At 66.2% G+C, this 21,312-nt stretch carries 19 protein-coding genes and 1 tRNA gene; 10 read left to right on the top strand and 10 right to left on the bottom strand.

The features are described 5' to 3' along the window. Window positions 1-360: 360 nt before the first annotated feature. The 4 genes from DID99_RS17925 to DID99_RS17910 form a co-directional block, all read right to left on the bottom strand. Complete coding sequence (locus DID99_RS17925; RefSeq protein ID WP_124667240.1) at window positions 361-3,357, bottom strand: ribonucleoside-diphosphate reductase subunit alpha; 2,997 nt, start codon at window positions 3,355-3,357, stop codon at window positions 361-363. 463 nt (window positions 3,358-3,820) lie between these two features. Next, window positions 3,821-4,411: a 1,6-anhydro-N-acetylmuramyl-L-alanine amidase AmpD gene (gene ampD, locus DID99_RS17920; RefSeq protein WP_124571475.1), complete on the bottom strand. Its 591-nt coding sequence runs from the start codon at window positions 4,409-4,411 to the stop codon at window positions 3,821-3,823. Then, entirely contained in the window at window positions 4,408-4,722 is a 315-nt protein-coding gene (locus DID99_RS17915; protein ID WP_124488231.1) for a PP0621 family protein, read from the bottom strand. The genes ampD and DID99_RS17915 overlap by 4 nt, the downstream gene beginning before the upstream one ends. A 13-nt stretch (window positions 4,723-4,735) precedes the next feature. Continuing rightward, window positions 4,736-5,629: an inner membrane protein YpjD gene (locus DID99_RS17910; protein ID WP_124571476.1), complete on the bottom strand. Its 894-nt coding sequence runs from the start codon at window positions 5,627-5,629 to the stop codon at window positions 4,736-4,738. 90 nt (window positions 5,630-5,719) lie between these two features. Between DID99_RS17910 and ffh the strand changes: the two genes are divergently transcribed. Continuing rightward, window positions 5,720-7,087 (top strand): signal recognition particle protein, encoded by a 1,368-nt coding sequence (gene ffh, locus DID99_RS17905; protein ID WP_039317379.1) that lies wholly within the window; start codon window positions 5,720-5,722, stop codon window positions 7,085-7,087. Window positions 7,088-7,181: 94 nt separating this feature from the next. Continuing rightward, window positions 7,182-7,733 carry a hypoxanthine-guanine phosphoribosyltransferase gene (locus DID99_RS17900; protein ID WP_044844211.1) on the top strand — a complete coding sequence of 184 codons (552 nt, stop codon included), beginning with the start codon at window positions 7,182-7,184 and terminating at the stop codon, window positions 7,731-7,733. Between the two features lie 85 nt (window positions 7,734-7,818). Here DID99_RS17900 and DID99_RS17895 read toward each other — a convergent pair whose 3' ends face one another. Both DID99_RS17895 and DID99_RS17890 read right to left on the bottom strand, forming a co-directional pair. After that, entirely contained in the window at window positions 7,819-8,427 is a 609-nt protein-coding gene (locus DID99_RS17895; RefSeq protein WP_124667239.1) for a MarC family protein, read from the bottom strand. Between the two features lie 21 nt (window positions 8,428-8,448). Continuing rightward, window positions 8,449-10,185 carry a proline--tRNA ligase gene (locus tag DID99_RS17890; protein WP_044844213.1) on the bottom strand — a complete coding sequence of 579 codons (1,737 nt, stop codon included), beginning with the start codon at window positions 10,183-10,185 and terminating at the stop codon, window positions 8,449-8,451. A 217-nt stretch (window positions 10,186-10,402) separates the two neighbouring features. Between DID99_RS17890 and DID99_RS17880 the strand changes: the two genes are divergently transcribed. Together DID99_RS17880 and DID99_RS17875 are read left to right on the top strand one after the other, a co-directional pair. Next, entirely contained in the window at window positions 10,403-11,050 is a 648-nt protein-coding gene (locus tag DID99_RS17880) for an RNA pyrophosphohydrolase (protein WP_044844214.1), read from the top strand. A gap of 13 nt (window positions 11,051-11,063) precedes the next feature. Then, window positions 11,064-11,672 (top strand): CNP1-like family protein, encoded by a 609-nt coding sequence (locus tag DID99_RS17875; RefSeq protein ID WP_044844215.1) that lies wholly within the window; start codon window positions 11,064-11,066, stop codon window positions 11,670-11,672. A gap of 102 nt (window positions 11,673-11,774) precedes the next feature. Here the strand turns inward: DID99_RS17875 and proB are convergent, their stop codons facing one another. The 4 genes from proB to rplU form a co-directional block, all read right to left on the bottom strand. Further along, window positions 11,775-12,893: a glutamate 5-kinase gene (gene proB, locus DID99_RS17870; protein ID WP_044844216.1), complete on the bottom strand. Its 1,119-nt coding sequence runs from the start codon at window positions 12,891-12,893 to the stop codon at window positions 11,775-11,777. Between the two features lie 90 nt (window positions 12,894-12,983). Next, window positions 12,984-14,096: an Obg family GTPase CgtA gene (gene cgtA, locus DID99_RS17865; RefSeq protein WP_044844217.1), complete on the bottom strand. Its 1,113-nt coding sequence runs from the start codon at window positions 14,094-14,096 to the stop codon at window positions 12,984-12,986. Between the two features lie 188 nt (window positions 14,097-14,284). Next, window positions 14,285-14,548, bottom strand: coding sequence for a 50S ribosomal protein L27 (rpmA, locus tag DID99_RS17860; protein ID WP_006476999.1), 264 nt, complete (start codon window positions 14,546-14,548; stop codon window positions 14,285-14,287). A gap of 24 nt (window positions 14,549-14,572) precedes the next feature. Continuing rightward, window positions 14,573-14,884: a 50S ribosomal protein L21 gene (gene rplU / locus DID99_RS17855; protein ID WP_006025184.1), complete on the bottom strand. Its 312-nt coding sequence runs from the start codon at window positions 14,882-14,884 to the stop codon at window positions 14,573-14,575. Window positions 14,885-15,094: 210 nt separating this feature from the next. On the opposite strand from rplU, the gene DID99_RS17850 reads away from it, so the two are divergent. The 6 genes from DID99_RS17850 to DID99_RS17825 all read left to right on the top strand — a co-directional run bounded on the left by DID99_RS17850 (window position 15,095) and on the right by DID99_RS17825 (window position 21,279). Next, the gene (locus tag DID99_RS17850) at window positions 15,095-16,090 is read left to right on the top strand and encodes a polyprenyl synthetase family protein (RefSeq protein WP_044844218.1); all 996 of its coding nucleotides are present in this window, start codon (window positions 15,095-15,097) and stop codon (window positions 16,088-16,090) included. Window positions 16,091-16,238: 148 nt separating this feature from the next. Next, window positions 16,239-16,315: transfer RNA gene (locus DID99_RS17845), tRNA-Pro, on the top strand. Between the two features lie 149 nt (window positions 16,316-16,464). Continuing rightward, a complete protein-coding gene (locus tag DID99_RS17840; protein WP_124571478.1) occupies window positions 16,465-17,751 on the top strand; it encodes an HlyC/CorC family transporter in 1,287 nt (428 codons plus the stop codon). Window positions 17,752-17,833: 82 nt separating this feature from the next. Next, window positions 17,834-19,111, top strand: a complete 1,278-nt coding sequence (locus tag DID99_RS17835; protein WP_124571479.1) for a GspE/PulE family protein — start codon at window positions 17,834-17,836, stop codon at window positions 19,109-19,111. Window positions 19,112-19,116: 5 nt separating this feature from the next. Beyond that, a complete protein-coding gene (locus tag DID99_RS17830; protein WP_124571480.1) occupies window positions 19,117-20,322 on the top strand; it encodes a type II secretion system F family protein in 1,206 nt (401 codons plus the stop codon). A gap of 45 nt (window positions 20,323-20,367) precedes the next feature. Next, entirely contained in the window at window positions 20,368-21,279 is a 912-nt protein-coding gene (locus tag DID99_RS17825; protein ID WP_124488226.1) for an A24 family peptidase, read from the top strand. Window positions 21,280-21,312 lie beyond the last annotated feature (33 nt).

The raw sequence follows: 21,312 nt of genomic DNA, 5'->3' as shown, positions 1-21,312 counted from the left end.
TTCTCACCATCAATTTAGAACGGTTTGTACCATCTTTTCCTGAGCGATAAAAGGGCTCGCTCACGAAAAATCCTTTTTTCGATTCGCGTTGCGACCTCGATACAACACTTTGAGCAACGCATCGTCGTTCATGCAGCGCGCGACGTGTGTCGCACGTGTATCGCGAGGTGCGCTCGACGCATCGAACGCTGATCGAAACGCGACGTCGTCGGGGATGTTTCGATCGCTTGTCACTGCCTGCAACGCGAGTGCCGCGTTACAGATTCCTTATCATTTTTTTAGTTGAGAGCGGCGCACACTTCAACCTCGATCGGTTGTCGTGCGCGCCGCCCGAACCTTCTTCAGGTCATGCGCGCCGCGTTACTGGCAGGCTTCGCACTCGTCGAAGCCGGGATCGCCCGGGCGCATCGTGCATACCGGACCGTCCGCTTCAACCGGCGCGAGTGCCGGTGCCGCGTCGACTGCGCCCGACGACGACGCTGCGCCGCCCGCTGCACCGAAGCCGCCTGCCGCGCCTTGCGCGCCGCCGCTGCTCGAGCCGCCGCTCGTCGGCACCGCGTTCAGCGCGCCGTGTGCGACCGTCGACTTCTCGACGTGCGTCGCTGCCATCGTGCGGAGGTAGTAGGTCGTCTTCAGACCGCGCAGCCAGGCGAGCTTGTAGACCTCGTCGAGCTTCTTGCCCGACGCGCCGCCCATGTAGATGTTCAGCGACTGAGCCTGGTCGATCCACTTCTGGCGACGCGATGCCGCTTCGACCAGCCACGTCGGGTCGACTTCGAACGCGGTCGCGTAGATCGCGCGCAGGTCGGCCGGGATACGGTCGATGCGCGACAGCATGCCGTCGAAGTACTTCAGGTCGGCGACCATCACTTCGTCCCACAGGCCGCGTTCCTTCAGGTCGCGGACGAGGTACTCGTTGACCACCGTGAATTCGCCCGACAGGTTCGACTTCACGTACAGGTTCTGGAAGGTCGGCTCGATGCATGCCGACACGCCGATGATGTTCGAGATCGTCGCCGTCGGCGCGATCGCGACGCAGTTCGAGTTGCGCATGCCGTGTGCGGCGATCCGCGAACGCAGCGTCGTCCAGTCGAGCGACTCGGACGTGTCGACCTCGACGTAGCCGCCGCGCGCTTCCGTCAGCAGCTTCAGCGTGTCCTGCGGGAGGATGCCGCGATCCCACAGCGAGCCGCGGTAGCTCGAGTAGCGGCCGCGTTCCTCGGCCAGCTCGGTCGACGCGTAGTACGCGTAGTAGCAGACCGCTTCCATCGAACGATCGGCGAACTCGACCGCCGCTTCCGACGCGTACGGCGTGCGCAGCAGGTGCAGGCAGTCCTGGAAGCCCATGATGCCCATGCCGACCGGACGGTGCTTCAGGTTCGAGTTACGCGCCTTCGGCACCGCGTAGTAGTTGATGTCGATCACGTTGTCGAGCATGCGCATCGCGACGCTGATCGTGCGCTTCAGCTTGTCGTGGTCGAGCGCGTAGCTGCCGTCGGCCTGCTTCACCAGGTGGGCGACGAGGTTCACGGAGCCCAGGTTGCACACCGCGATTTCGGTGTCGCTCGTGTTCAGCGTGATTTCCGTGCACAGGTTCGACGAGTGGACAACGCCGACGTGCTGCTGCGGCGAGCGCACGTTGCACGGATCCTTGAACGTGATCCACGGGTGGCCCGTTTCGAACAGCATGCCGAGCATCTTGCGCCAGAGCTGCTGCGCCGGGATCTTCTTGAACAGCTTGATCTCGCCGCGCGCGACCTTCTCTTCGTAAGCCGTGTAAGCCTTCTCGAAATCGGCGCCGAACTTGTCGTGCAGGTCCGGGCAGGTCGACGGCGAGAACAGCGTCCAGTCGGCGCCTTCCATCACGCGCTTCATGAACAGGTCGGGAATCCAGTTCGCCGTGTTCATGTCGTGCGTACGGCGGCGATCGTCGCCGGTGTTCTTGCGCAGCTCGAGGAACTCCTCGATGTCGAGGTGCCACGATTCGAGGTACGCGCACACCGCGCCCTTGCGCTTGCCGCCCTGGTTGACCGCGACGGCCGTGTCGTTGACGACCTTCAGGAACGGGACCACGCCTTGCGACTTGCCGTTCGTGCCCTTGATATGCGAGCCGAGTGCGCGCACGCGGGTCCAGTCGTTGCCGAGACCGCCGGCGAACTTCGACAGCAGCGCGTTTTCCTTCAGCGCTTCATAGATGCCGTCGAGATCGTCCGCGACCGTCGTCAGGTAGCACGACGACAACTGCGAGCGGTGCGTGCCCGAGTTGAACAGCGTCGGCGTCGAGCTCATGAAGTCGAAGCTCGACAGCACGTTGTAGAACTCGATCGCGCGCGTTTCGCGGTCGATCTCGTTCAGCGACAGGCCCATCGCGACGCGCATGAAGAATGCCTGCGGCATTTCGATGCGGCTGCCGTCGACGTGCAGGAAGTAGCGGTCGTACAGCGTCTGCAGGCCGAGGTAGCCGAACTGCAGGTCGCGGTTCGCGTCGAGCGCTTCGCCCAGACGCTTCAGGTCGAACTGAAGCAGCTTGTCGTCGAGCAGGCCGGCGTCGACGCCGCGCTTCAGGAACTGCGGGAAGTATTCCGCGTAGCGGGCCGACATCTCGGCCTGGACCACTTCCTCGCCGAGGATCTCGCGACGGATCGTGTGCAGCAGGATGCGGGCCGTGACCTGGCTGTATGCCGGATCCTTTTCGATCATCGTGCGCGCAGCGAGGATCGCCGAGTCGTAGACCTGGCTCATCGGCACGCCGTCGTACAGGTTCTTCACCGTTTCCGCGACGATCGGCTCAGGGTTAACCGCAGCGCCGAGACCGTCGCATGCCGACACGATCAGCGCGCGCAGTGCGTTCAGGTCGAGCGGGCGCGTGACGCCGTTGTCGACGACGTTGATGCCGGTGCTCGACTCGCCGCCCGCTGCCGCTGCTTCCTCGCCCGCATGCTGGCGCTCGAGGTGACGCTTCTCGCGATACAGCACGTACGCACGCGCGACGTTGTGCTCGCCGCCGCGCATCAGCGCGAGTTCGACCTGGTCCTGGATGTCTTCGATATGGAACGTACCGCCGTTCGGACGGCTGCGCACGAGCGCGCGCACGACGTTGTGCGTGAGTTGCTCGACGAGTTCGCGTACGCGTGCCGATGCCGCGCCCTGCCCGCCATTGACGGCCAGGAAAGCCTTGGTCACCGCAATCGCGATCTTCGAAGGCTCGAACGACACCACGCTGCCGTTGCGGCGGATCACCTTGTAGTCGGCGAACGTGGCCTGCGGCGCGAGCGCCTGCGCGCCCTGTTCGGTCCCGCCGAGCGGACGGCTCGAGGCGCTCTCGTACTGGGACGTCGCGTTGTCGGTGGTTTGCATGTGCAAAGCTCCTGGTGTTGGATGGTGCGGAGAGAACCGCGGATTAAAACGAACGCTGCGCTATCGGATGCGCGAGCGGTAAGAGGCGAGCGATGCGTCGGGGAAGCCGGTTCGGTCGATGCGCGACAACCGATCCGGTCGTGTGCTTCGTCATGTGTACGCTGCCCCGTCGAAGTTCGCTGCGCTTGATTGCGACGCCCGGACCGCCCGGCCTGGCGCGCCGCACTGAGAACCCTGGCCGCCGGCGTTGCCCGCCGGCCGGTGCCGCTCGGGTTTCCCCTGCGACACACACTATATCTAGTACAGAACCGCTCAACTGGCACCAAGTATAGTGGACATTCCGGCGACATCAAAACGGAGAATTTTCGCCGGAGGTATTGACATCAACCCGGCCGCCCGGACGGGCAGACGCGACAAGGCATTGGTCGGAAAAAAAAATTTCGCCCGCTCAAAAACCCTGCGATCAGTGCTGACGGAAAGGAAAGTATTCGGCGGAAAACCCGGCATCGCTCGCGAAGCGTTGCCAATCGAAGTGCGGACCCGGGTCGGTCTTGCGGCCCGGCGCGACGTCCGAATGCCCGGCCACCGCATCGATCGGATAGCGTGCGGCGAGCGTGCGTGCGAGCACCCCGAGCGTCGCGTACTGTGCCGCGTCGAACGGCACGTCGTCCGCACCTTCGAGTTCGATGCCGATCGAGAAGTCGTTGCAGCGCGACCGGCCGAAGAACTCGGACGCGCCCGCATGCCATGCACGCTCGTCGCACGACACGAACTGCACGAGTTCGCCGTCGCGGCGGATCAGGAAGTGCGCGGACACGCGCACGTCGCGCAGGTGGCGCTGGTAATAGGGGTGCGTATCGCAATCGAGGCGATTCAGGAACAGCGCCTCGATCGCATCGCCGCCGAACTCGCCGGGGGGCAGGCTGATGTTGTGGACGACGACGAGCGTCGGCACCGCGCCCGCGGGCCGCGCCTCGAAATTCGGCGACGGCGCGTGGCGCGCTTCGCGCACCCAGCCGTTCGCGTCGACCGACAGCAGCGCTGCGTCGCTCATCGGGCGTCGTGGCCGCTCGCGTGTGCGCCGTGGCGCTGCGCGTGCTCGGTGCTGCAGAAGTATTCGCCGCCCGCGGCGACGGCGTCGCCCTGCGGCGTATGCACGCCGCACTCGGCGCAACGCACCATCGGTTCGGGCAGCGAGCGCGCGTCGCCGTTCGGGCGTGCCGCCCCGGCGCCAGGACCCGGTGCGCCGTCGTTGCCGCCACCGCGGCCGGCGCGCGCCTGCGCGTGCTCCTGGGCCTGGCGCAGCTTGCGCGTGAGCCACGAACCCGCGAAGAAGAGAAGAATCAGGAGAAGAATCTGTCGCATCGGAAACCTGCGTTCAAACCACGGAGCGGTGCAGCAGCACCTCGAAAACGAACCGGCTGCCGACATACGCGAGCAGCAGCGCGGCAAACGACACGAGCACCCAGCGCGCGGCGCCGCGCCCGCGCCAGCCCGACGTCTTGTGCGCGATCAGCAGGCCGCCGAACATCAGCCACGACAGCACCGCGAACACGGTCTTGTGATCGAGCCGCAGCGCGCGTGCATCGACCTGCTCGCTGAACAGGATCCCCGACGCGAGCGTCAGCGTCAGCAGCACGAAGCCGGCGCCGATCAGACGGAACAGCAGCTTCTCGAGCGTGAGCAGCGGCGGCAGCGTTTCGAGCCAACTCGCGATCCAGCCGGTCGAGCCGTCGCGCCCGCCGCTCCTCAGCGACTGCAGGCGCCGCTCGACCATCAGCATCAGGACCGCGTGCAGCGCGGCGATCGCGAAAAGGCCGTACGCGATGTTCGCGATCAGGAAGTGCATCTTGAACAGCGGCGCTGCGGCATAAGGCAGCACCCGCACGCCACCGAACACGAGCGGCAGCAGCGACGCGCCGCACGCGAGCGGCAGCACGAGCAGGCGCAGGCTGTCGAGCGGGAAGAAGAAGCTCTCGATCCAGTAGATGCCGGCGCCGAGCCAGAACATCGCGGACAGCGCGAACGCGAAGCCGAAGACCATCGCGTCGTGCGGGAAGATCGTCGTGTGCAGCAGCACGCCGTGCGCGACGAGCGCCGCGAACAGCAGCGCGCGGCCGGCGCCGCTCATTCCCGACGCGGCGGACGCCGGCACCGGCACGGCCGGCACGCTCGCGACGAGCGGCGTCGCACCCTGGCGGTGCGTGCGCCAGCCTGCGACGGCGAGGCCGCCGTACAGGAATGCGGTGAGGGCATACAGTACAATATCCATGTTCGAAGTTTACACTAGGCCCCCTTCCCGCGACGGCTCCCTTTTGTACGGTTCCGTTGCGCCTTCGGGCCCCACTGTCCATCGCTCCCCATGCTCGACAATCTCACTCAACGGATGGCGCGCGTCGTCAAGACGCTGCGCGGCGAGGCCCGGCTTACCGAGGCGAACACCCAGGAGATGCTCCGCGAGGTGCGTCTCGCGTTGCTGGAAGCCGACGTCGCGCTGCCGGTCGTCCGCGAATTCATCGCCAAGGTCAAGGAAAAGGCGCTCGGCGAGGAAGTGATCAGCAGCCTGTCGCCGGGCCAGGCGCTCGTCGGCGTGGTCCAGAAGGAACTGACCGCCGTGATCGGCGGCGACTACGAAGGCAAGGCCGCCGAGCTGAACCTCGCGGTCACGCCGCCCGCCGTGATCCTGATGGCCGGCCTGCAGGGCGCCGGCAAGACCACGACCGCCGGCAAGCTCGCGAAACTCTTGCGCGAGAAGTACAAGAAGAAGGTGCTGACGGTGTCGTGCGACGTGTATCGCCCGGCCGCCATCATGCAGCTGAAAACGGTGAGCGAACAGGTCGGCGCCGATTTCTTCCCGTCGACGCCGGACCAGAAGCCCGTCGACATCGCACTCGCGGCCGTCGACTGGGCGAAGCGCCACTACCATGACGTGCTGATCGTCGACACGGCCGGCCGCCTCGGTATCGACGAGGCGATGATGCAGGAAATCGCCGCGCTGCACGGCACGCTGAAGCCGGCCGAAACGCTGTTCGTCGTCGACGCGATGCTCGGCCAGGACGCGGTCAACACCGCGAAGGCGTTCAACGACACGCTGCCGCTCACCGGCGTCGTGCTGACCAAGCTCGACGGCGATTCGCGCGGCGGTGCCGCGCTGTCGGTGCGCCACATCACGGGCAAGCCGATCAAGTTCGTCGGCGTCGCCGAGAAGCTCGACGGCCTCGAGGTGTTCCACCCGGACCGGATGGCGAACCGGATCCTCGGCATGGGCGACATCCTCGCGCTCGTCGAGGAAGCGCAGCGCGGCGTCGACGTGCAGGCCGCGCAGAAGCTCGCCGACAAGGTCAAGAAAGGCGGCGACTTCGACCTGAACGATTTCCGCGCGCAGATCTCGCAGATGAAGAACATGGGCGGCCTGTCGTCGCTGATGGACAAGCTGCCCGCGCAGTTCCAGCAGGCGGCGGCCGGCGCCGACATGGGCCAGGCCGAGAAGTCGATCCGCCGGATGGAAGGCATCATCAGCTCGATGACGCCCGCCGAGCGCGCCAAACCCGAAATCATCAAGGCGACGCGCAAGCGCCGCATTGCAGCCGGCGCGGGCGTGCCGGTGCAGGAAGTCAACCGGATGCTGAACCAGTACGACCAGATGCGTACGATGATGAAGAAGCTGAAGGGCGGCAACATGCAGAAGATGATGCGCGGCTTGAAGGGCATGATGCCCGGCATGCGCTGATTCCGCCCGTCGGCCGGCGCGCGGGTTTTTGCCGTAGCGCGCGCCAGCCGTTCTGCTTCATTCTTATTTGTATACCGACTGCCCGCCAGAACTCATGAACCGCGAAGAAGCCCTCCACATTTTCGAACACTCCGAAGAGATCGTCTCGGCGGACGCCGTCAACGCGTCGATCGCCCGGATGGCCGAAGCGATCCGCGCCGAGATCGGCGACGCGTTCCCGCTCGTCCTCTCGGTGATGGGCGGCGCCGCGGTGTTTACCGGGATGCTGCTGCCGCATCTCGATTTCCCGCTGGAATTCGACTACATCCACCTGACCCGCTACCGCAACACGACGCAGGGCAGCCCGGAGATGCACTGGCGCGTCGCGCCGCGCGAATCGGTGAAGGACCGCATCGTGCTCGTGCTCGACGACATCCTCGACGAAGGCGAGACGATGGCCGCGATCCGCGACCGCATCCTCGACATGGGCGCGAAGCGCTTCATGTCCGCGGTGCTGTGCGAGAAGACGCTCACGAAGGCGAAACCGCTGCATCCCGACTTCTGCGGCTTCTCGGTGCCCGACCGCTACGTGTTCGGCTGCGGGATGGACGCCAAGGGCTACTGGCGCAACCTGCCGACGATCCGTGCGCTGACCGCGAACGTCTGATCGCCGCCCTGCCCGCTATATAAATGGAAAGCGGCGCTCCGGTTACCCGGAGCGCCGCTTTTTTTCGTCGGTACGCACCAACGCGTTACATCTGCAGCTGGTGCACGAACGCCTTGATGCCGGCGAGCAGCATCTCGACCGAGATCGCGACGAGCACGAGACCCATCAGCCGCTCGAACGCGGCGACGGTCCGCTCGCCGAGCCACTGCTGGATCCGTTCGGCCAGCACCAGCGTGATCGCGCAGACGATCATCGTGACCGTCAGCGCGCCGACCCACTCGAACATCTTGCCCGGCGCCTGCGACGTCAGCAGCATCACCGTCGCGAGCGCGGACGGCCCAGCGAGCGCGGGAATCGCGAGCGGCACGATGAACGGTTCACCGCCGGCGCGCGGATCGCTGCCGAGCGCGCCGTCCGGATGCGGGAAGATCATCCGCAGCGCGATCAGGAACAGCACGATCCCGCCGCCGAGCCGCAGCGACAGGTCGGTGAGGTTCATCATCCGCAGGAAGCGGTCGCCGACCACCATGAAGAACAGCAGGATCACGAACGCGGTCCCGACTTCACGCAGGATCAGCTTCACGCGCCGCTCGCGCGGCACATCCCGCATCGCCGTGATGAACAGCGGGATGTTGCCGAGCGGATCCGTGATCAGCACGAGGAGCACGGTGGCCGACAGGAAGGTGTATTCCACCGTGTCCTCCGGTCGAAGCGCTTAGCGCGCGAGCGCGGCGCGGATCTTCTCCGTCACCGTCGCCGCGGCCGCGTCGGCCGGCAGCAGCGTCGCCTCGGCGTCGCGGCGGCCCTGATACTCGATCTTGCCTTCCTTCAGGCCGCGCTCGCCGATCACCAGGCGATGCGGCACGCCGATCAATTCCCAGTCGGCAAACATCACGCCCGGGCGCTCGCCGCGATCGTCGAGGATCACGTCGATGCCGGCCGCGGCCAGTTCCGCGTACAGCTTGTCGGCGGCCTCGCGGACCATGTCGCTTCGATCGTAGCCCATCGGGCACAGCACGACTTCGAACGGCGCGATCGACTCGGGCCAGATGATGCCGCGCTCGTCGAAGTTCTGTTCGATCGCCGCGCCGAGAATGCGCGTGACGCCGACGCCGTAGCAGCCCATCAGCATCGGCTGCGGCTTGCCCGACTCGTCGAGGAACGTCGCGCCCATCGCTTCCGAGTACTTGGTGCCGAGCTGGAACACGTGGCCGACTTCGATGCCGCGGCAGATGTCGATCTCACCCTTGCCGTCCGGCGACGGATCGCCCTTCTTCACGTTGCGCACGTCGGCGACGTCCGGCTCCGGCAGGTCGCGGCCCCAGTTCACGCCGGCGATGTGATAGTCGACCTCGTTCGCGCCGACGACGAAGTCGCTCATGTTCGCGACCGTGCGATCGGCGATCACCTTCACCGGCTTCTTCGTGCCGACCGGGCCGAGGTAGCCCGGCGGCGTGCCGAACCACTCGACGATTTCCTGCTCGGTCGCGAAGCGGTGGTTCTTCAGCCCCGGCAGCTTCGACACCTTGATCTCGTTCAGGTCGTGGTCGCCGCGCAGCATCACGAGCCAGATGGTCGGCTCGGCGCCTTCGTTGTCGGTGGCGAGCACGATCGACTTGATCGTGCGCTCGAGCGGGATCGACAGCAGTTCGGCGACGGCCTCGCACTTCGCCTTGCCGGGCGTCGCGACCTTTTCCATCGCTTCGGCGGGTGCCGCGCGTTCGGCGATCAGCGGCAGCGCTTCGGCCGCTTCGACGTTCGCCGCGAAGTCGGACGTCGGACAGTAGGCGATCGCGTCCTCGCCGGTATCGGCGATCACGTGGAACTCGTGCGAGAAGTTGCCGCCGATCGAGCCGCTGTCGGCCGCAACCGCGCGGAACTCGAGGCCGAGGCGCGTGAAGATGCGCACGTATGCGTCGTACATCTTGCGATATGACTCGTTCAGGCCGGCCGCGTCCTTGTCGAACGAATACGCGTCCTTCATGATGAACTCGCGGCCGCGCATCACGCCGAAGCGCGGACGGATCTCGTCGCGGAACTTCGTCTGGATCTGGTAGAAGTTCACCGGCATCTGCCGGTAGCTCTTGATCTGGTTGCGCGCGATGTCGGTGATGACTTCCTCGTGCGTCGGCCCGATCACGAAGTCGTTGTCCTTGCGGTCCTTGAAGCGCAGCAGCTCGGGGCCGTACTGCTCCCAGCGGCCCGATTCCTGCCACAGCTCGGCCGGTTGCACGGCCGGCATCAGCAGCTCGATGGCGCCTGCCCGGTTCATTTCCTCGCGCACGATCGCCTCGACCTTGCGAATCGAACGCAGGCCGACCGGCAGGTAGTTGTAGATGCCGCCGGCGACGCGACGGATCATGCCGGCGCGCACCATCAGCTTGTGGCTGACGATCTCTGCGTCGGCCGGTGCTTCTTTGAGGGTGCCGATAAAGAAACGGGAAGCTTTCATGCGGACGGTTCCAAATACGGCGCCCCAGGCGGGGCGCCCGAAAAAGTTTCAAGGTGAAAAAGCTGCGCGCGACGAACGACGATGGCGCAGATGACTTAGCAGACAAATCAGGGACAATTCAGCCGGTGTACCCCGCGCGGTTTCGCTCCGTCACGGTGCGCAGCGCCCGTTATCTGTTTATAATCAAAGCAATTTTAAAGGATTCGAAGGTGGTTGTATGCTGGATCGTGAAGGCTTTCGCCCGAACGTCGGCATCATCCTCTTGAACGCGCGCAACGAGGTGTTTTGGGGCAAGCGGCTCCGCGAGCATTCCTGGCAGTTTCCTCAAGGTGGGATCAAGTACGGCGAGACCCCCATGCAGGCGATGTACCGGGAGCTGCACGAGGAGACGGGCCTGCACCCGGAACACGTCAAGATAATCGGCCGCACTCGCGACTGGTTGCGTTACGAGGTGCCTGACAAGTTCATCAAACGCGAAGTACGCGGACATTACCGCGGCCAGAAGCAGATCTGGTTCCTTCTGCGGATGGTCGGACGCGATTGCGACATTTGCTTGCGCGCGACCGACCACCCGGAGTTCGATGCGTGGCGCTGGAACGAGTACTGGGTGCCGCTCGATGCGGTGATCGAGTTCAAGCGGGATGTCTATCAGTTGGCGCTGACGGAACTGTCGCGCTTCCTGCGCCGCCCGGCGCAGCGAGCCGAAAAGCCGCGTGGGCCGCGTCTGTCGCGCTATCCGCGCGTCATCGGCGCGCAGGCCCAGCAGACGCTGACGATTGTCGACACATCGGTGGTCTGTTCCGAGATCGAAGTGGAGGCGAGCACGCTCGACGAGATGCCGCCCCGCGTGATCGTCGGCAAATGACGAGTCGGACTGCATGACCGGGCGCGACCTTGGTGTCGCGCCCTTTTTTTACGAGGAATGCATATTGAAAGCGATTGCTCTCGCGCTCGCATCGATCGTCGCGGCGGCCACGCTGGCCGGGTGCGCGAATTCGAAGACGCCGACCAACAAGGATGACAGCGAGTTCGTGTACCTGCTGGACCGCCAGGGCAACTGGAAGGAAAACCCGGTCGACACGCTGCCGCCGCTGCCGCAAGCGGGCGATCTGCTGCCGTTCAACGTGTCGCAGAACACGCCGCTCAAGTTCTCCGTCGATGCGAAGTCGCTCGCGGTCGGCAGCGACGGCGTCGTGCGCTACGCAGTCGTCATCACGAGCCCGGCCGGCGCGCGCAACGTGAACTACGAAGGCATCCGCTGCGACACCTACGAATGGCGTCAGTATGCAGGCCTGAATTCGGATCACGACGGCTGGGACCGCACGGTCGAGAACGACTGGCGTCGCATCGAGAACGGCGAGCTGAACGCGTACCACTCGGCGCTGTACCAGGACTATTTCTGCGCGAACAAGATGCCGCAGGGCACGACCCAGCAGATCCTCGAGAACATCAAGTTCCACCGCACCGCGATGAGCCAGCTGCGCTGACCGCGCAACCGAGGCCGGCTGCCCGGCCTCGTTTCGCTTCGTCACAACAAAAAGCCCGCGCGATGCGGGCTTTTTGCTGTCTCGCGACGCCTGGCCGAACGGTTACACGAGCACGAGGTTGTCGCGGTGAATCAGCTCCGGCTCCAGCATGTAGCCGAGCACCGTCTCGATCTCGCCGCTCGGCTTGCGGTGAATCAGCTTCGTTTCCGCGCTGCTGTAGTTCGTGAGGCCGCGCGCCACTTCACGCCCGTCGGGGCCGACACACGCGATCACCTCCCCGCGTGCGAACGCGCCCTGCACGCCAGTCACGCCGATCGGCAGCAGGCTCTTGCCGCCGGCCGTCAGCTTCTCGACCGCGCCCGCATCGATCACGACGTGCCCGCGCACCTGCAGGTGATCGGCCATCCATTGCTTGCGCGCGGCCATCCGCGCGGTGCGCGCGATCAGCTGCGTGCCGATCGCCTCGCCCGCCGCCAGCCGCACCAGCACGTCGGCTTCGCGGCCGCTCGCGATCACGGTGTTCGCGCCGCTGTGCGCCGCGCGCTTCGCCGCGAGGATCTTCGTCAGCATCCCGCCGCGGCCGAGGCTCGAGCCTGCGCCGCCGGCCATCGCCTCGAGCTCCGGCGCGCCCGCGCTGGCTTCCGCGACCAGCGTCGCATTCGGATCCTTGCGCGGATCGGCGGTGAACAAGCCCGTCTGGTCGGTCAGGATGATCAGCGCATCGCCTTCGATCAGGTTCGCGACGAGCGCGCCGAGCGTGTCGTTGTCGCCGAACTTGATTTCGTCGGTGACGACCGTGTCGTTCTCGTTGATGATCGGCACGACGCCGAGCCGCAGCAGCGTCAGCAGCGTCGAGCGCGCATTCAGGTAGCGCTCGCGATCGGCCAGGTCGGCGTGCGTCAGCAGGATCTGCGCGGTGCGGATATCGTGCTCGGTAAAGCGGCTTTCATAAACTTGCGCGAGCCCCATCTGGCCGACCGCGGCGGCGGCCTGCAGCTCGTCGATCTCGCGCGGACGCTTGCTCCAGCCGAGCCGCTGCATCCCTTCCGCAATCGCGCCCGAGCTGACGAGCACCACTTCCTTGCCCTGCGCGCGCAGTGCGGCGATCTGGGCCGCCCAGCGGCCGATTGCAGCATGATCGAGCCCCTTGCCGTCGTTGGTCACGAGGCTGGAGCCCACCTTCACCACCAATCGCTTCGAATCCGCGATGATCGAACGCATCGTGCGCCGTCTCCTGTATCTGATGCCTGCCCGGCCGGGCGCAATTGAATTCAGGCACCGGACGCGATGCCCGGTGCGTGTCGGGCCCGCTCAGGCGTCGTCGCCGGGCGTCGCGCCGCCATCGGCTTGCGGCGCATCGCGGAACCGTACGTCCGCGGCCAGATCTTCCTCTTCCGCCGCACGATGTGCGTCCGAATGCTCGGCGAGGTAATCGTAGATCGCGTAGCAGAGCGCTTCGCAGCCCTGGCCCGTGAGCGCCGAAATCTCGAACACCGGGCCGTCCCAGCCGAAACGGTCGAGGAAATCGGCGACGCGCGCCTCGCGCTCGTCTTCCGGCACCATGTCGAGCTTGTTGAGGACGAGCCAGCGCGGCTTCTCGTACAGCGCCTCGTCGTACTTGCGCAGCTCGCCGACGATCGCGGTCGCTTCAGCGACCGGGTCGACGCTTTCGTCGAACGGAGCCAGATCGACGAGATGCAGCAGCACGCCGGTGCGCTGCAGGTGTCGCAGGAACTGGTGGCCGAGGCCCGCGCCTTCGGCGGCGCCCTCGATCAGCCCCGGAATATCGGCGATCACGAAGCTCTTGCTCGGGCCGACCCGCACGACGCCAAGGTTCGGAGCGAGCGTCGTGAACGGATAGTCGGCGATCTTCGGCTTCGCGTTCGACACCGACGAGATGAAGGTCGACTTGCCGGCGTTCGGCATGCCAAGCAGACCGACGTCGGCGAGCACCTTCAGCTCGAGCCGCAGCATGCGCCGTTCGCCGGGCTTGCCGTCGGTTTTCTGGCGCGGCGCGCGGTTCGTGCTCGACTTGAAATGCAGGTTGCCGAGACCGCCTGCGCCGCCCTTCGCGAGCATCACCTGCTGATCGTGCTCGGTCAGGTCGGCGATCAGCTCGCCCGTATCCATGTCGGTCACGACCGTGCCGACCGGCATGCGCAGCGTGACGTCGTCCCCGCCCTTGCCGTAGCAATCCGAGCCGCGACCGTTTTCGCCGTTGCGCGCCAGGTGCTTCTTCGCGTAACGGTAGTCGATCAGCGTGTTGATGTTGCGGTCGGCGATCGCGTAGACGTTGCCGCCCCGGCCGCCGTCGCCGCCGTCCGGCCCGCCGAACGGAACGAATTTCTCGCGGCGCATCGACGCGCTGCCATCGCCTCCGTCGCCGGCGATGACTTCGATTCGTGCTTCGTCAATGAACTTCATTCGTCACTCCGACCAGTATTTCCGCTATTGTGCCGCGCGCCGGCGCGCTTGAACAATCTGCCGTTCGGCCGATTGCCCGCCAGTGTCGCGACAGCCGCCGGCGCGCACATGCGCCCGGCGGCCAAATAAAAAAAGGCCCCGCGAAGACTGCGGGGCCTTTCGGCTACGAAGCCCGTGGGTGCCTGAACTTAGGCAGCCGCCGGGACAACGATGACCAGATGCTTCTTGTCCGCGCCCTTGGTCGCGAACTTGACGTGACCGTCGACCAGCGCGAACAGGGTGTGATCCTTGCCCATGCCGACGTTCTCGCCAGCGTGCATGCGCGTACCGCGCTGACGCACGATGATGCCGCCAGCGTTGATCGCCTGGCCGCCGTACACTTTCACGCCGAGACGTTTCGACTCGGAGTCGCGGCCGTTCCGGGAAGAGCCGCCTGCCTTTTTGTGTGCCATCTGATTGCTCCTTTACCGAGGCGCTTACGCGTTGATCGCGTCGATGCGCAGCTCAGTGTAGTTCTGGCGGTGGCCGCCGTGCTTTTGGTAGTGCTTCCGGCGACGCATCTTGAAGATGGTGACCTTGGCATGACGACCGTGCGACACAACGGTGGCCTTGACGGAAGCCCCACTGACCAGCGGCGTACCGAACTTAATCGATTCGCCTTCGCCCACTGCGAGAACCTGGTCGAGCGTGATTTCAGCGTCAATGTCAGCCGGTATCTGTTCTACTTTGAGTTTTTCGCCAACGGCAACCTTGTACTGCTTGCCGCCGGTTTTTATGACCGCGTACATTGAGAACCTCACTCTGGATCCAATTTTTCCGCACACCACGCGCGGAAAACACGTGATTATACATGGGCTTAGCACCCAAGTCAAAGCCGATCCACGATTGCCGCCCGCAAGCCCTGGCCGGACGGCCAAAATCACCGGGCAGACACGTCCGACAGACCGGCATATCGCGGATTCGACTTATAATCCGCGGCATCACCCATTTCGATCATCATGTCGTCGTCCACCGCCTCCCCCACCCTCAGCGCCGCCCACCTGCTCGCCCCGATCGCCAGCGACATGGAGCAGGTGAATCGCGTTATCCGGCAAAGCCTCGCGTCCGACGTGCTGCTGATCAACCAGATCGCCGAGTACATCATCGGCGCGGGCGGCAAGCGGCTGCGTCCGGCCCTGCTGCTGCTCGTCGCCGGCGCGCTCGGCGAGACGTCGCACCAGCGGCACGTGCTGGCCGCCGTCGTCGAATTCATCCACACGGCCACGCTGCTGCATGACGACGTCGTCGACGAATCCGAACTGCGGCGAGGCCGCCAGACGGCCAACGCGCTGTTCGGCAACGCGGCGAGCGTGCTGGTCGGCGACTACCTCTATTCGCGTTCGTTCGAGATGATGGTCGGCGTCGGCAAGATGCGCGTGATGGAAATCCTGTCGGAAGCGACGACGATCATTTCCGAAGGCGAAGTGCTGCAGCTCCTGAACATGCACGACGCGGACGTCGACGAGACGCGCTACATGCAGGTGATCCGCTACAAGACGGCGAAGCTGTTCGAGGCATCGGCCCGCCTGGGCGCGGTGCTCGCCGGCGCCGATGCGCCGACCGAAGCCGCCGCCGCCGAATACGGCCGCCGGATCGGCACCGCATTCCAGATCATGGACGACTGGCTCGACTACGCGGGCACGGCCGAAGCGATGGGCAAGAATGCCGGCGACGACCTGCGCGAAGGCAAGCCGACACTGCCGCTCATCTATCTGATCGAACGCGGCACGCCCGAGCAATCGGCGCTCGCCCGCGAGGCGATCGAACAAGGCGGCACCGATCGCTTCGACACGATCTTCGACGCGATCACGCGTTCGGGCGCGCTCGACCATACGCTCGAATGCGCGCGCCAGGAAGCACAGGCCGCCGCGGCCGCGATCGCCGCGTTCCCGGATTCGATCTACAAGGAAAGCCTGCTCGCGCTGTGCTCGTACTCGACGTCGCGACAGTCGTAAGCGCGCGGCGACCACGACACGAACCGCATTTCGAAAAATTTCTTCATCAAGGTATTCCCTTTTCGAAAAAACATCGTTATAGTTACGTTCTTGCTTGTGACGACGCAGCGATCTGAACGAAAGCGGCGAAGTCGGAAGAGCAAAAAATCGGGGTGTAGCTTAGCCTGGTAGAGCGCTACGTTCGGGACGTAGAGGCCGGAGGTTCGAATCCTCTCACCCCGACCAGATTTTGAAAAAACCGTGCACCGTGTGCACGGTTTTTTTTTGCCTTCTTCTGCCTGGTCTCGCGAGCGCGCGTGTCGCGCACGACACATCCCGGCCGCCGGCCTCTGCTATATTCCCTCCATCCCTGTCCTTCACTGCCCTTCTGACGCGTGGACCAAATTCCCTTATGGGCGCAAATCGGCGCCGTCTTCCTGCTTCTCCTCTGCTCCAGCTTCTTTTCCATTTCCGAGACCGCGATGATGGCGCTCAACCGCCATCGGCTGAAGCATCTCGCCGGCCAGGGCGTGCTCGGCGCGAAAACCACGCAGGGTCTCCTCACGCGCACCGACCTGCTGCTCAGCGTGATCCTGATCGGCAACAACCTGTTCAACACGATCATCCCGGTCCTGACGACGTCGCTCGCGCTGCACACGTTCGGCCGTAACAACCTGGCGCTGTCGATCGCGACCGGCATCGTCGCGTTCCTGATCATCGTGTTCGCGGAAATCGCGCCGAAGATCGTCGGCGCGACCTTTCCCGAACGCATCGCGCTGCCCGCCAGTCTCGTGATCGCGCCGCTGATGCGCGTGTTCAAGCCGGTCGTCTGGTTCGTCAATGAACTGGCGAACGGCGTTCTCTGGATGCTGCGCATCAATACGAAGAAGGGCCGCGACCAGCGGATGTCCGCCGACGAGCTGCGCGCGATCGTGCTCGAGTCGAGCAGCTTCATGCCGACCAAGCACCGCAGCATCCTGCTCAACCTGTTCGACCTCGAGAACATCACGGTCGACGACGTGATGGTGCCGCGCCGCCAGATCGAGTCGCTCAACTTCTACGCGCCGCTCGACGACATCCTGCATCAGCTCGAGACCTGCTATCACAACCGCCTTGTCGTCTACGAAGGCGACATCGACAAGGTGCTCGGCGTGCTGCACGTCCGCAAGACGCTCACCGCACTGCACAACCAGGATTTCGACCGCGAAACGTTGCGCACGCTGCTCGCCGAGCCGTACTACGTGCCGTCGGGCACGCCGGTCGTCCAGCAGCTCCAGTATTTCCAGGAAAGCCGCCAGCGGACCGCGCTCGTCGTCAACGAGTACGGCGAACTCGAGGGGCTCGTCACGCCCGAGGACATCATCGAGGAACTGATCGGCGAATTCACGACGTCGATGCCGCGCGGCGAACGCGCGGGCGGCTGGAACGAGAACGGCGAATGCATCGTCGCCGCCAGCATGCCGCTGCGCGAACTGAACCGCTGGCTGCACCTGCAACTGCCGACCGACGGACCGAAGACGCTCAACGGCCTGATCCTCGAAATCCTCGAGGAAATTCCCGAAGGCGACGTGTGCCTGAAGATCCGCGACGTGATGCTCGAGGTCATGCGCAGCGACGACCAGGCCGTGCGCACCGTCAAGCTCTTCAAGCCGCGCAGCACGCGCGCACGCGGCGCGCGCTAGCCGAACGGCCGACTGTCGGCGCCGCGCACGATACGCGACCATTTGCCGGTCACGATCAACAGGCGGCCGAGCGCCGGCTCACATGCACTTCCCACTTCCCGGGGCGCCGCTGCACACGCAGCGGCCGCCTGTCTCCACCGACGCATCGCCCGCCGAAACACCGCGGTCGCTCGATGCGGCGCAACTCGACGACTCACCCGCCGTACGGCTGCTGACCGACACGCTGCACGCCGCCCGCGTGCGCGACGCGTCCGACATCCACGTCGAACCGTTCGAAGCAGGCTGGCGCATCCGCCTGCGCATCGATGGCGTCCTGCATGAACACGCGCGGCCGCCCGCTCATCTGCGCGACGCGCTCGTGACGCGGATCAAGGTGCTCGCCCGCATGGACATCGCCGAGCGCCGGCTTCCGCAGGACGGCCGGCTGCGCATCGCGGTCGACGGCGGCACGCGCGGCGACTACCGGGTCAGCTCGCTGCCCACGCTGTTCGGCGAGAAGCTCGTGTTGCGCCGCCTCGAAACGCTGCCGCCCGACCTCACGCTCGCGCGTCTCGGCTTCGACGCGCGGCAGGCCGCGGCGATGGAAGCCGCGATACGCGCGCCGCACGGTCTCGTGCTCGTGACCGGGCCGACCGGCAGCGGCAAGACGCTGTCGCTCTACTGCGCGCTGCAGATGCTCGACCGCGATGCGCACAATGTGTGCACGGTCGAGGATCCGGCCGAGATCCAGCTCGACGGCATCAACCAGGTCGGCGTCGCCGAAAAAGCCGGGCTGACGTTCGCCACTGCGCTGCGCGCGCTGCTGCGTCAGGACCCGGACGTCATCATGGTCGGCGAGATTCGCGATGCGGAGACGGCCGACGTCGCGATCAAGGCCGCTCAGACCGGGCACCTCGTGCTGTCCACGCTGCATACGAACGACGCGCCGGCAGCCGTCGCGCGACTGCTCGACATCGGCGTCGCGCCATACAACCTCGCCGCCGCGTTGCGCCTCGTCACCGCGCAACGCCTCGTGCGGCGCCTGTGCCCCACCTGCCGCGTGCGTTCGGACGCGTCGGTGCGCGCGCTGCGCGAAGCAGGCTGCAATCCGGCAGCACTGGAATCCGGGTGGCGCCCGTTCGTCGCGCGCGGCTGTGCCGCCTGTCACGGCATCGGTTATCGAGGCCGCATCGGCCTGCATCAGACGATGCCGGTTTCACCGGAGATGGCGGAACGCATCGTCGCGCGCGCAAGCGTCGGTGCGCTCGCGCAATGCGCGGCAGCCGAGGGCGTACGTAGTCTGCGCGACGCGGCACTCGCGCACGTTCGCGACGGTACGACGAGCGTCGCGGAAGCACTGGCCGCGACGCCCGACGCGTGATCGCGATGCCTGCACCGCCGCACGAGACGCGTTTCGCGTGGCGTGGCCGTCGTCGCGACGGCACGCCATGCCGCGGGAACGTCATCGCCTTCGACGCCGCCGCCGCACGTGCGGCGCTCGCGCGCGACGGCGTCACGGTGCTGTCGCTCGATGTCCGCGGCACGGCCCGGCCGCCGTCGGCCGGCGCGCGGGAAGTCACGCGCTTCACGCGTCAGCTCGCGAGCCTGCTGCAGGCCGGACTGCCGCTCGCACCGTCGCTCGAGATGCTCGCGCGCACCCGCACGCGCGACGGGCTGCCGCGCATCGCCGCCGGCCTCGCACGCGAGATCGTCGGCGGGCAACGCTTCGCCGCCGCGCTCGCACGCTACCCGTCCCAGTTCGGCACGCTGTATCGCCAGTTGATCGAGGTAGGCGAAGCATCGGGCGCGCTCGGCACCATACTGACCCGCGTCGCGGAGCACCGCGAACGTGCCGACGCGCAATGGCGCAAGCTGCGTGCCGCGCTCGCCTACCCGGTCGCCGTCATCGTGTTCGCGCTCGCGATCTCAGCCGCGCTGATGGTGTGGGTCGTGCCGACGTTCCGGCAGATCTTCGACGGCTTCGGCGCGGCCTTGCCGGCGCCGACCCGAGCCCTGCTCGCCCTCTCGTCCGCGACCTCGGCCTGGGGCGGCACGTTCGTCGCCGGGGCAGCGGTGGCGGGGCTCGCCGCACGTCACGCGCTGCGGCGCTCGCCATCGCTGCGCTACACGGCCGCGCGGCACGTGCTGGATGCGCCGCTCGTCGGCGGCGCGCTCACGCGGTTCGCCACCGCGCGCTGGTGCCGCTCGCTCGCAACGCTGCTCGGTGCGGGCGTCCCGCTCGCCGATGCATTCGCCACGCTCGAACGCACCGCCGGCCATCCGGTGTTCGAGCAGGCCACCGCGCAGATCGCGACGCACGTGCTGCGCGGCGCGCGTCTCGCCGATGCGATGCACGCGGCGGGCTGCTTCCCGGACGACGTCGTGCAGCCGATCGCCGTCGCCGAGGAAACCGGCGCGCTCGACACGATGCTCGCCGATATCGCCGCGCTATGCGAGCGTCAGCTCGACGCACGGCTCGATGCGCTCGCCGCGCTCGGCGAGCCGCTGATCGTGATCGTCCTGGGTGCGCTCGTCGGCGGCCTCGTGATCGCGATGTATCTGCCCATCCTTCAGCTGGGCAACGTGGTGTAGCATCGCAACCGATTCTGTCGCCTTTCAAGCCCGAACCCGAGCCCCATGACGCCCGCGCCCCTGACCACCGTTTTCGACTCGCCCGACAGCACGTTGCACGCGCTGGCGATGCTGCCGCTCGCGGTGCAGTATGCGTTCGCCGTCGTGCTCGGCCTGTGCGTCGGCAGCTTCGTGAACGTCGTCGTGCACCGGGTCCCGGTGATGATGCAGCGCGCGTGGCAGGCCGAAATCGCGGAAGCAACCGGCAGCGCAAGCTCGCCGCCGGACGACGGCTATCCGCCGCACTACGATCTGTGGCGCCCGCGCAGCGCCTGTCCGCATTGCGGTCACGTGCTGCGTGCGTGGGAAAACATCCCGCTCGTGAGCTACCTGCTGTTGCGCGGGCGCTGCCGTCAGTGCGGCCATGCGATCGGCGTGCGCTATCCGCTCGTCGAGCTCGCCGGTGCGCTGCTCGCCGCCGGTTCGCTCGCCGCGTTCGGCCCCACCGTTGCCGCACTCGCCGCGTTCGGACTGTGCGCCGCGCTGCTGGCGATGAGCGCGATCGATATCCAGACCGGCTACCTGCCCGATTCGATGACGCTGCCTCTGCTGTGGGCCGGGCTCGCACTGAATCTCGGCGGCACGTTCACGTCGCTGCGTTCGGCCGTGGTCGGCGCGATGGCCGGCTACCTGTTCCTGTGGTCGGTCTACTGGCTGTTCAAGTGGCTGCGCGGCATCGAGGGCATCGGCTTCGGCGATCTGAAGTTGCTCGCCGCGCTCGGCGCGTGGATGGGCTGGGCCGCGCTGCCGCAGGTCGTGCTGTTCGCCGCGGTGACGGGTGCGCTCGTCGGGCTCGTCGCGACCTGGCGCGGTCGCATGCGCTTCGAGGAGCCGATTCCGTTCGGCCCGTTCCTCGCGGCAGGCGGTGTCGCCACGCTGTTTTTCGGTACCCCTTTCTATTCGGCGCTCGGCGGCTGACATGACACGCTGCCGGCGTCCGCCATGTTCGCT

The organism is Burkholderia sp. Bp8986, from assembly GCF_003854225.1.
Lineage (GTDB): Bacteria > Pseudomonadota > Gammaproteobacteria > Burkholderiales > Burkholderiaceae > Burkholderia.
Note: the sequence above shows the minus strand (reverse complement) of the source record. Positions and strands in the feature narration are given on the sequence as shown.

Excerpts from the sequence above, each read along its gene's own strand:
- DID99_RS17875 (WP_044844215.1), top strand. The coding sequence starts at position 11,064 with ATGACCGGGCGCGACCTTGGTGTCGCGCCCTTTTTTTACGAGGAATGC.
- DID99_RS17825 (WP_124488226.1), top strand. The coding sequence starts at position 20,368 with ATGACGCCCGCGCCCCTGACCACCGTTTTCGACTCGCCCGACAGCACG.
- DID99_RS17915 (WP_124488231.1), bottom strand. The coding sequence starts at position 4,722 with ATGCGACAGATTCTTCTCCTGATTCTTCTCTTCTTCGCGGGTTCGTGG.
- DID99_RS17835 (WP_124571479.1), top strand. The coding sequence starts at position 17,834 with ATGCACTTCCCACTTCCCGGGGCGCCGCTGCACACGCAGCGGCCGCCT.
- DID99_RS17910 (WP_124571476.1), bottom strand. The coding sequence starts at position 5,629 with ATGGATATTGTACTGTATGCCCTCACCGCATTCCTGTACGGCGGCCTC.
- DID99_RS17830 (WP_124571480.1), top strand. The coding sequence starts at position 19,117 with ATGCCTGCACCGCCGCACGAGACGCGTTTCGCGTGGCGTGGCCGTCGT.
- ffh (WP_039317379.1), top strand. The coding sequence starts at position 5,720 with ATGCTCGACAATCTCACTCAACGGATGGCGCGCGTCGTCAAGACGCTG.
- DID99_RS17890 (WP_044844213.1), bottom strand. The coding sequence starts at position 10,185 with ATGAAAGCTTCCCGTTTCTTTATCGGCACCCTCAAAGAAGCACCGGCC.
- DID99_RS17850 (WP_044844218.1), top strand. The coding sequence starts at position 15,095 with ATGTCGTCGTCCACCGCCTCCCCCACCCTCAGCGCCGCCCACCTGCTC.
- rpmA (WP_006476999.1), bottom strand. The coding sequence starts at position 14,548 with ATGGCACACAAAAAGGCAGGCGGCTCTTCCCGGAACGGCCGCGACTCC.
- DID99_RS17880 (WP_044844214.1), top strand. The coding sequence starts at position 10,403 with ATGCTGGATCGTGAAGGCTTTCGCCCGAACGTCGGCATCATCCTCTTG.
- rplU (WP_006025184.1), bottom strand. The coding sequence starts at position 14,884 with ATGTACGCGGTCATAAAAACCGGCGGCAAGCAGTACAAGGTTGCCGTT.
- DID99_RS17900 (WP_044844211.1), top strand. The coding sequence starts at position 7,182 with ATGAACCGCGAAGAAGCCCTCCACATTTTCGAACACTCCGAAGAGATC.
- proB (WP_044844216.1), bottom strand. The coding sequence starts at position 12,893 with ATGCGTTCGATCATCGCGGATTCGAAGCGATTGGTGGTGAAGGTGGGC.
- DID99_RS17925 (WP_124667240.1), bottom strand. The coding sequence starts at position 3,357 with ATGCAAACCACCGACAACGCGACGTCCCAGTACGAGAGCGCCTCGAGC.
- ampD (WP_124571475.1), bottom strand. The coding sequence starts at position 4,411 with ATGAGCGACGCAGCGCTGCTGTCGGTCGACGCGAACGGCTGGGTGCGC.
- cgtA (WP_044844217.1), bottom strand. The coding sequence starts at position 14,096 with ATGAAGTTCATTGACGAAGCACGAATCGAAGTCATCGCCGGCGACGGA.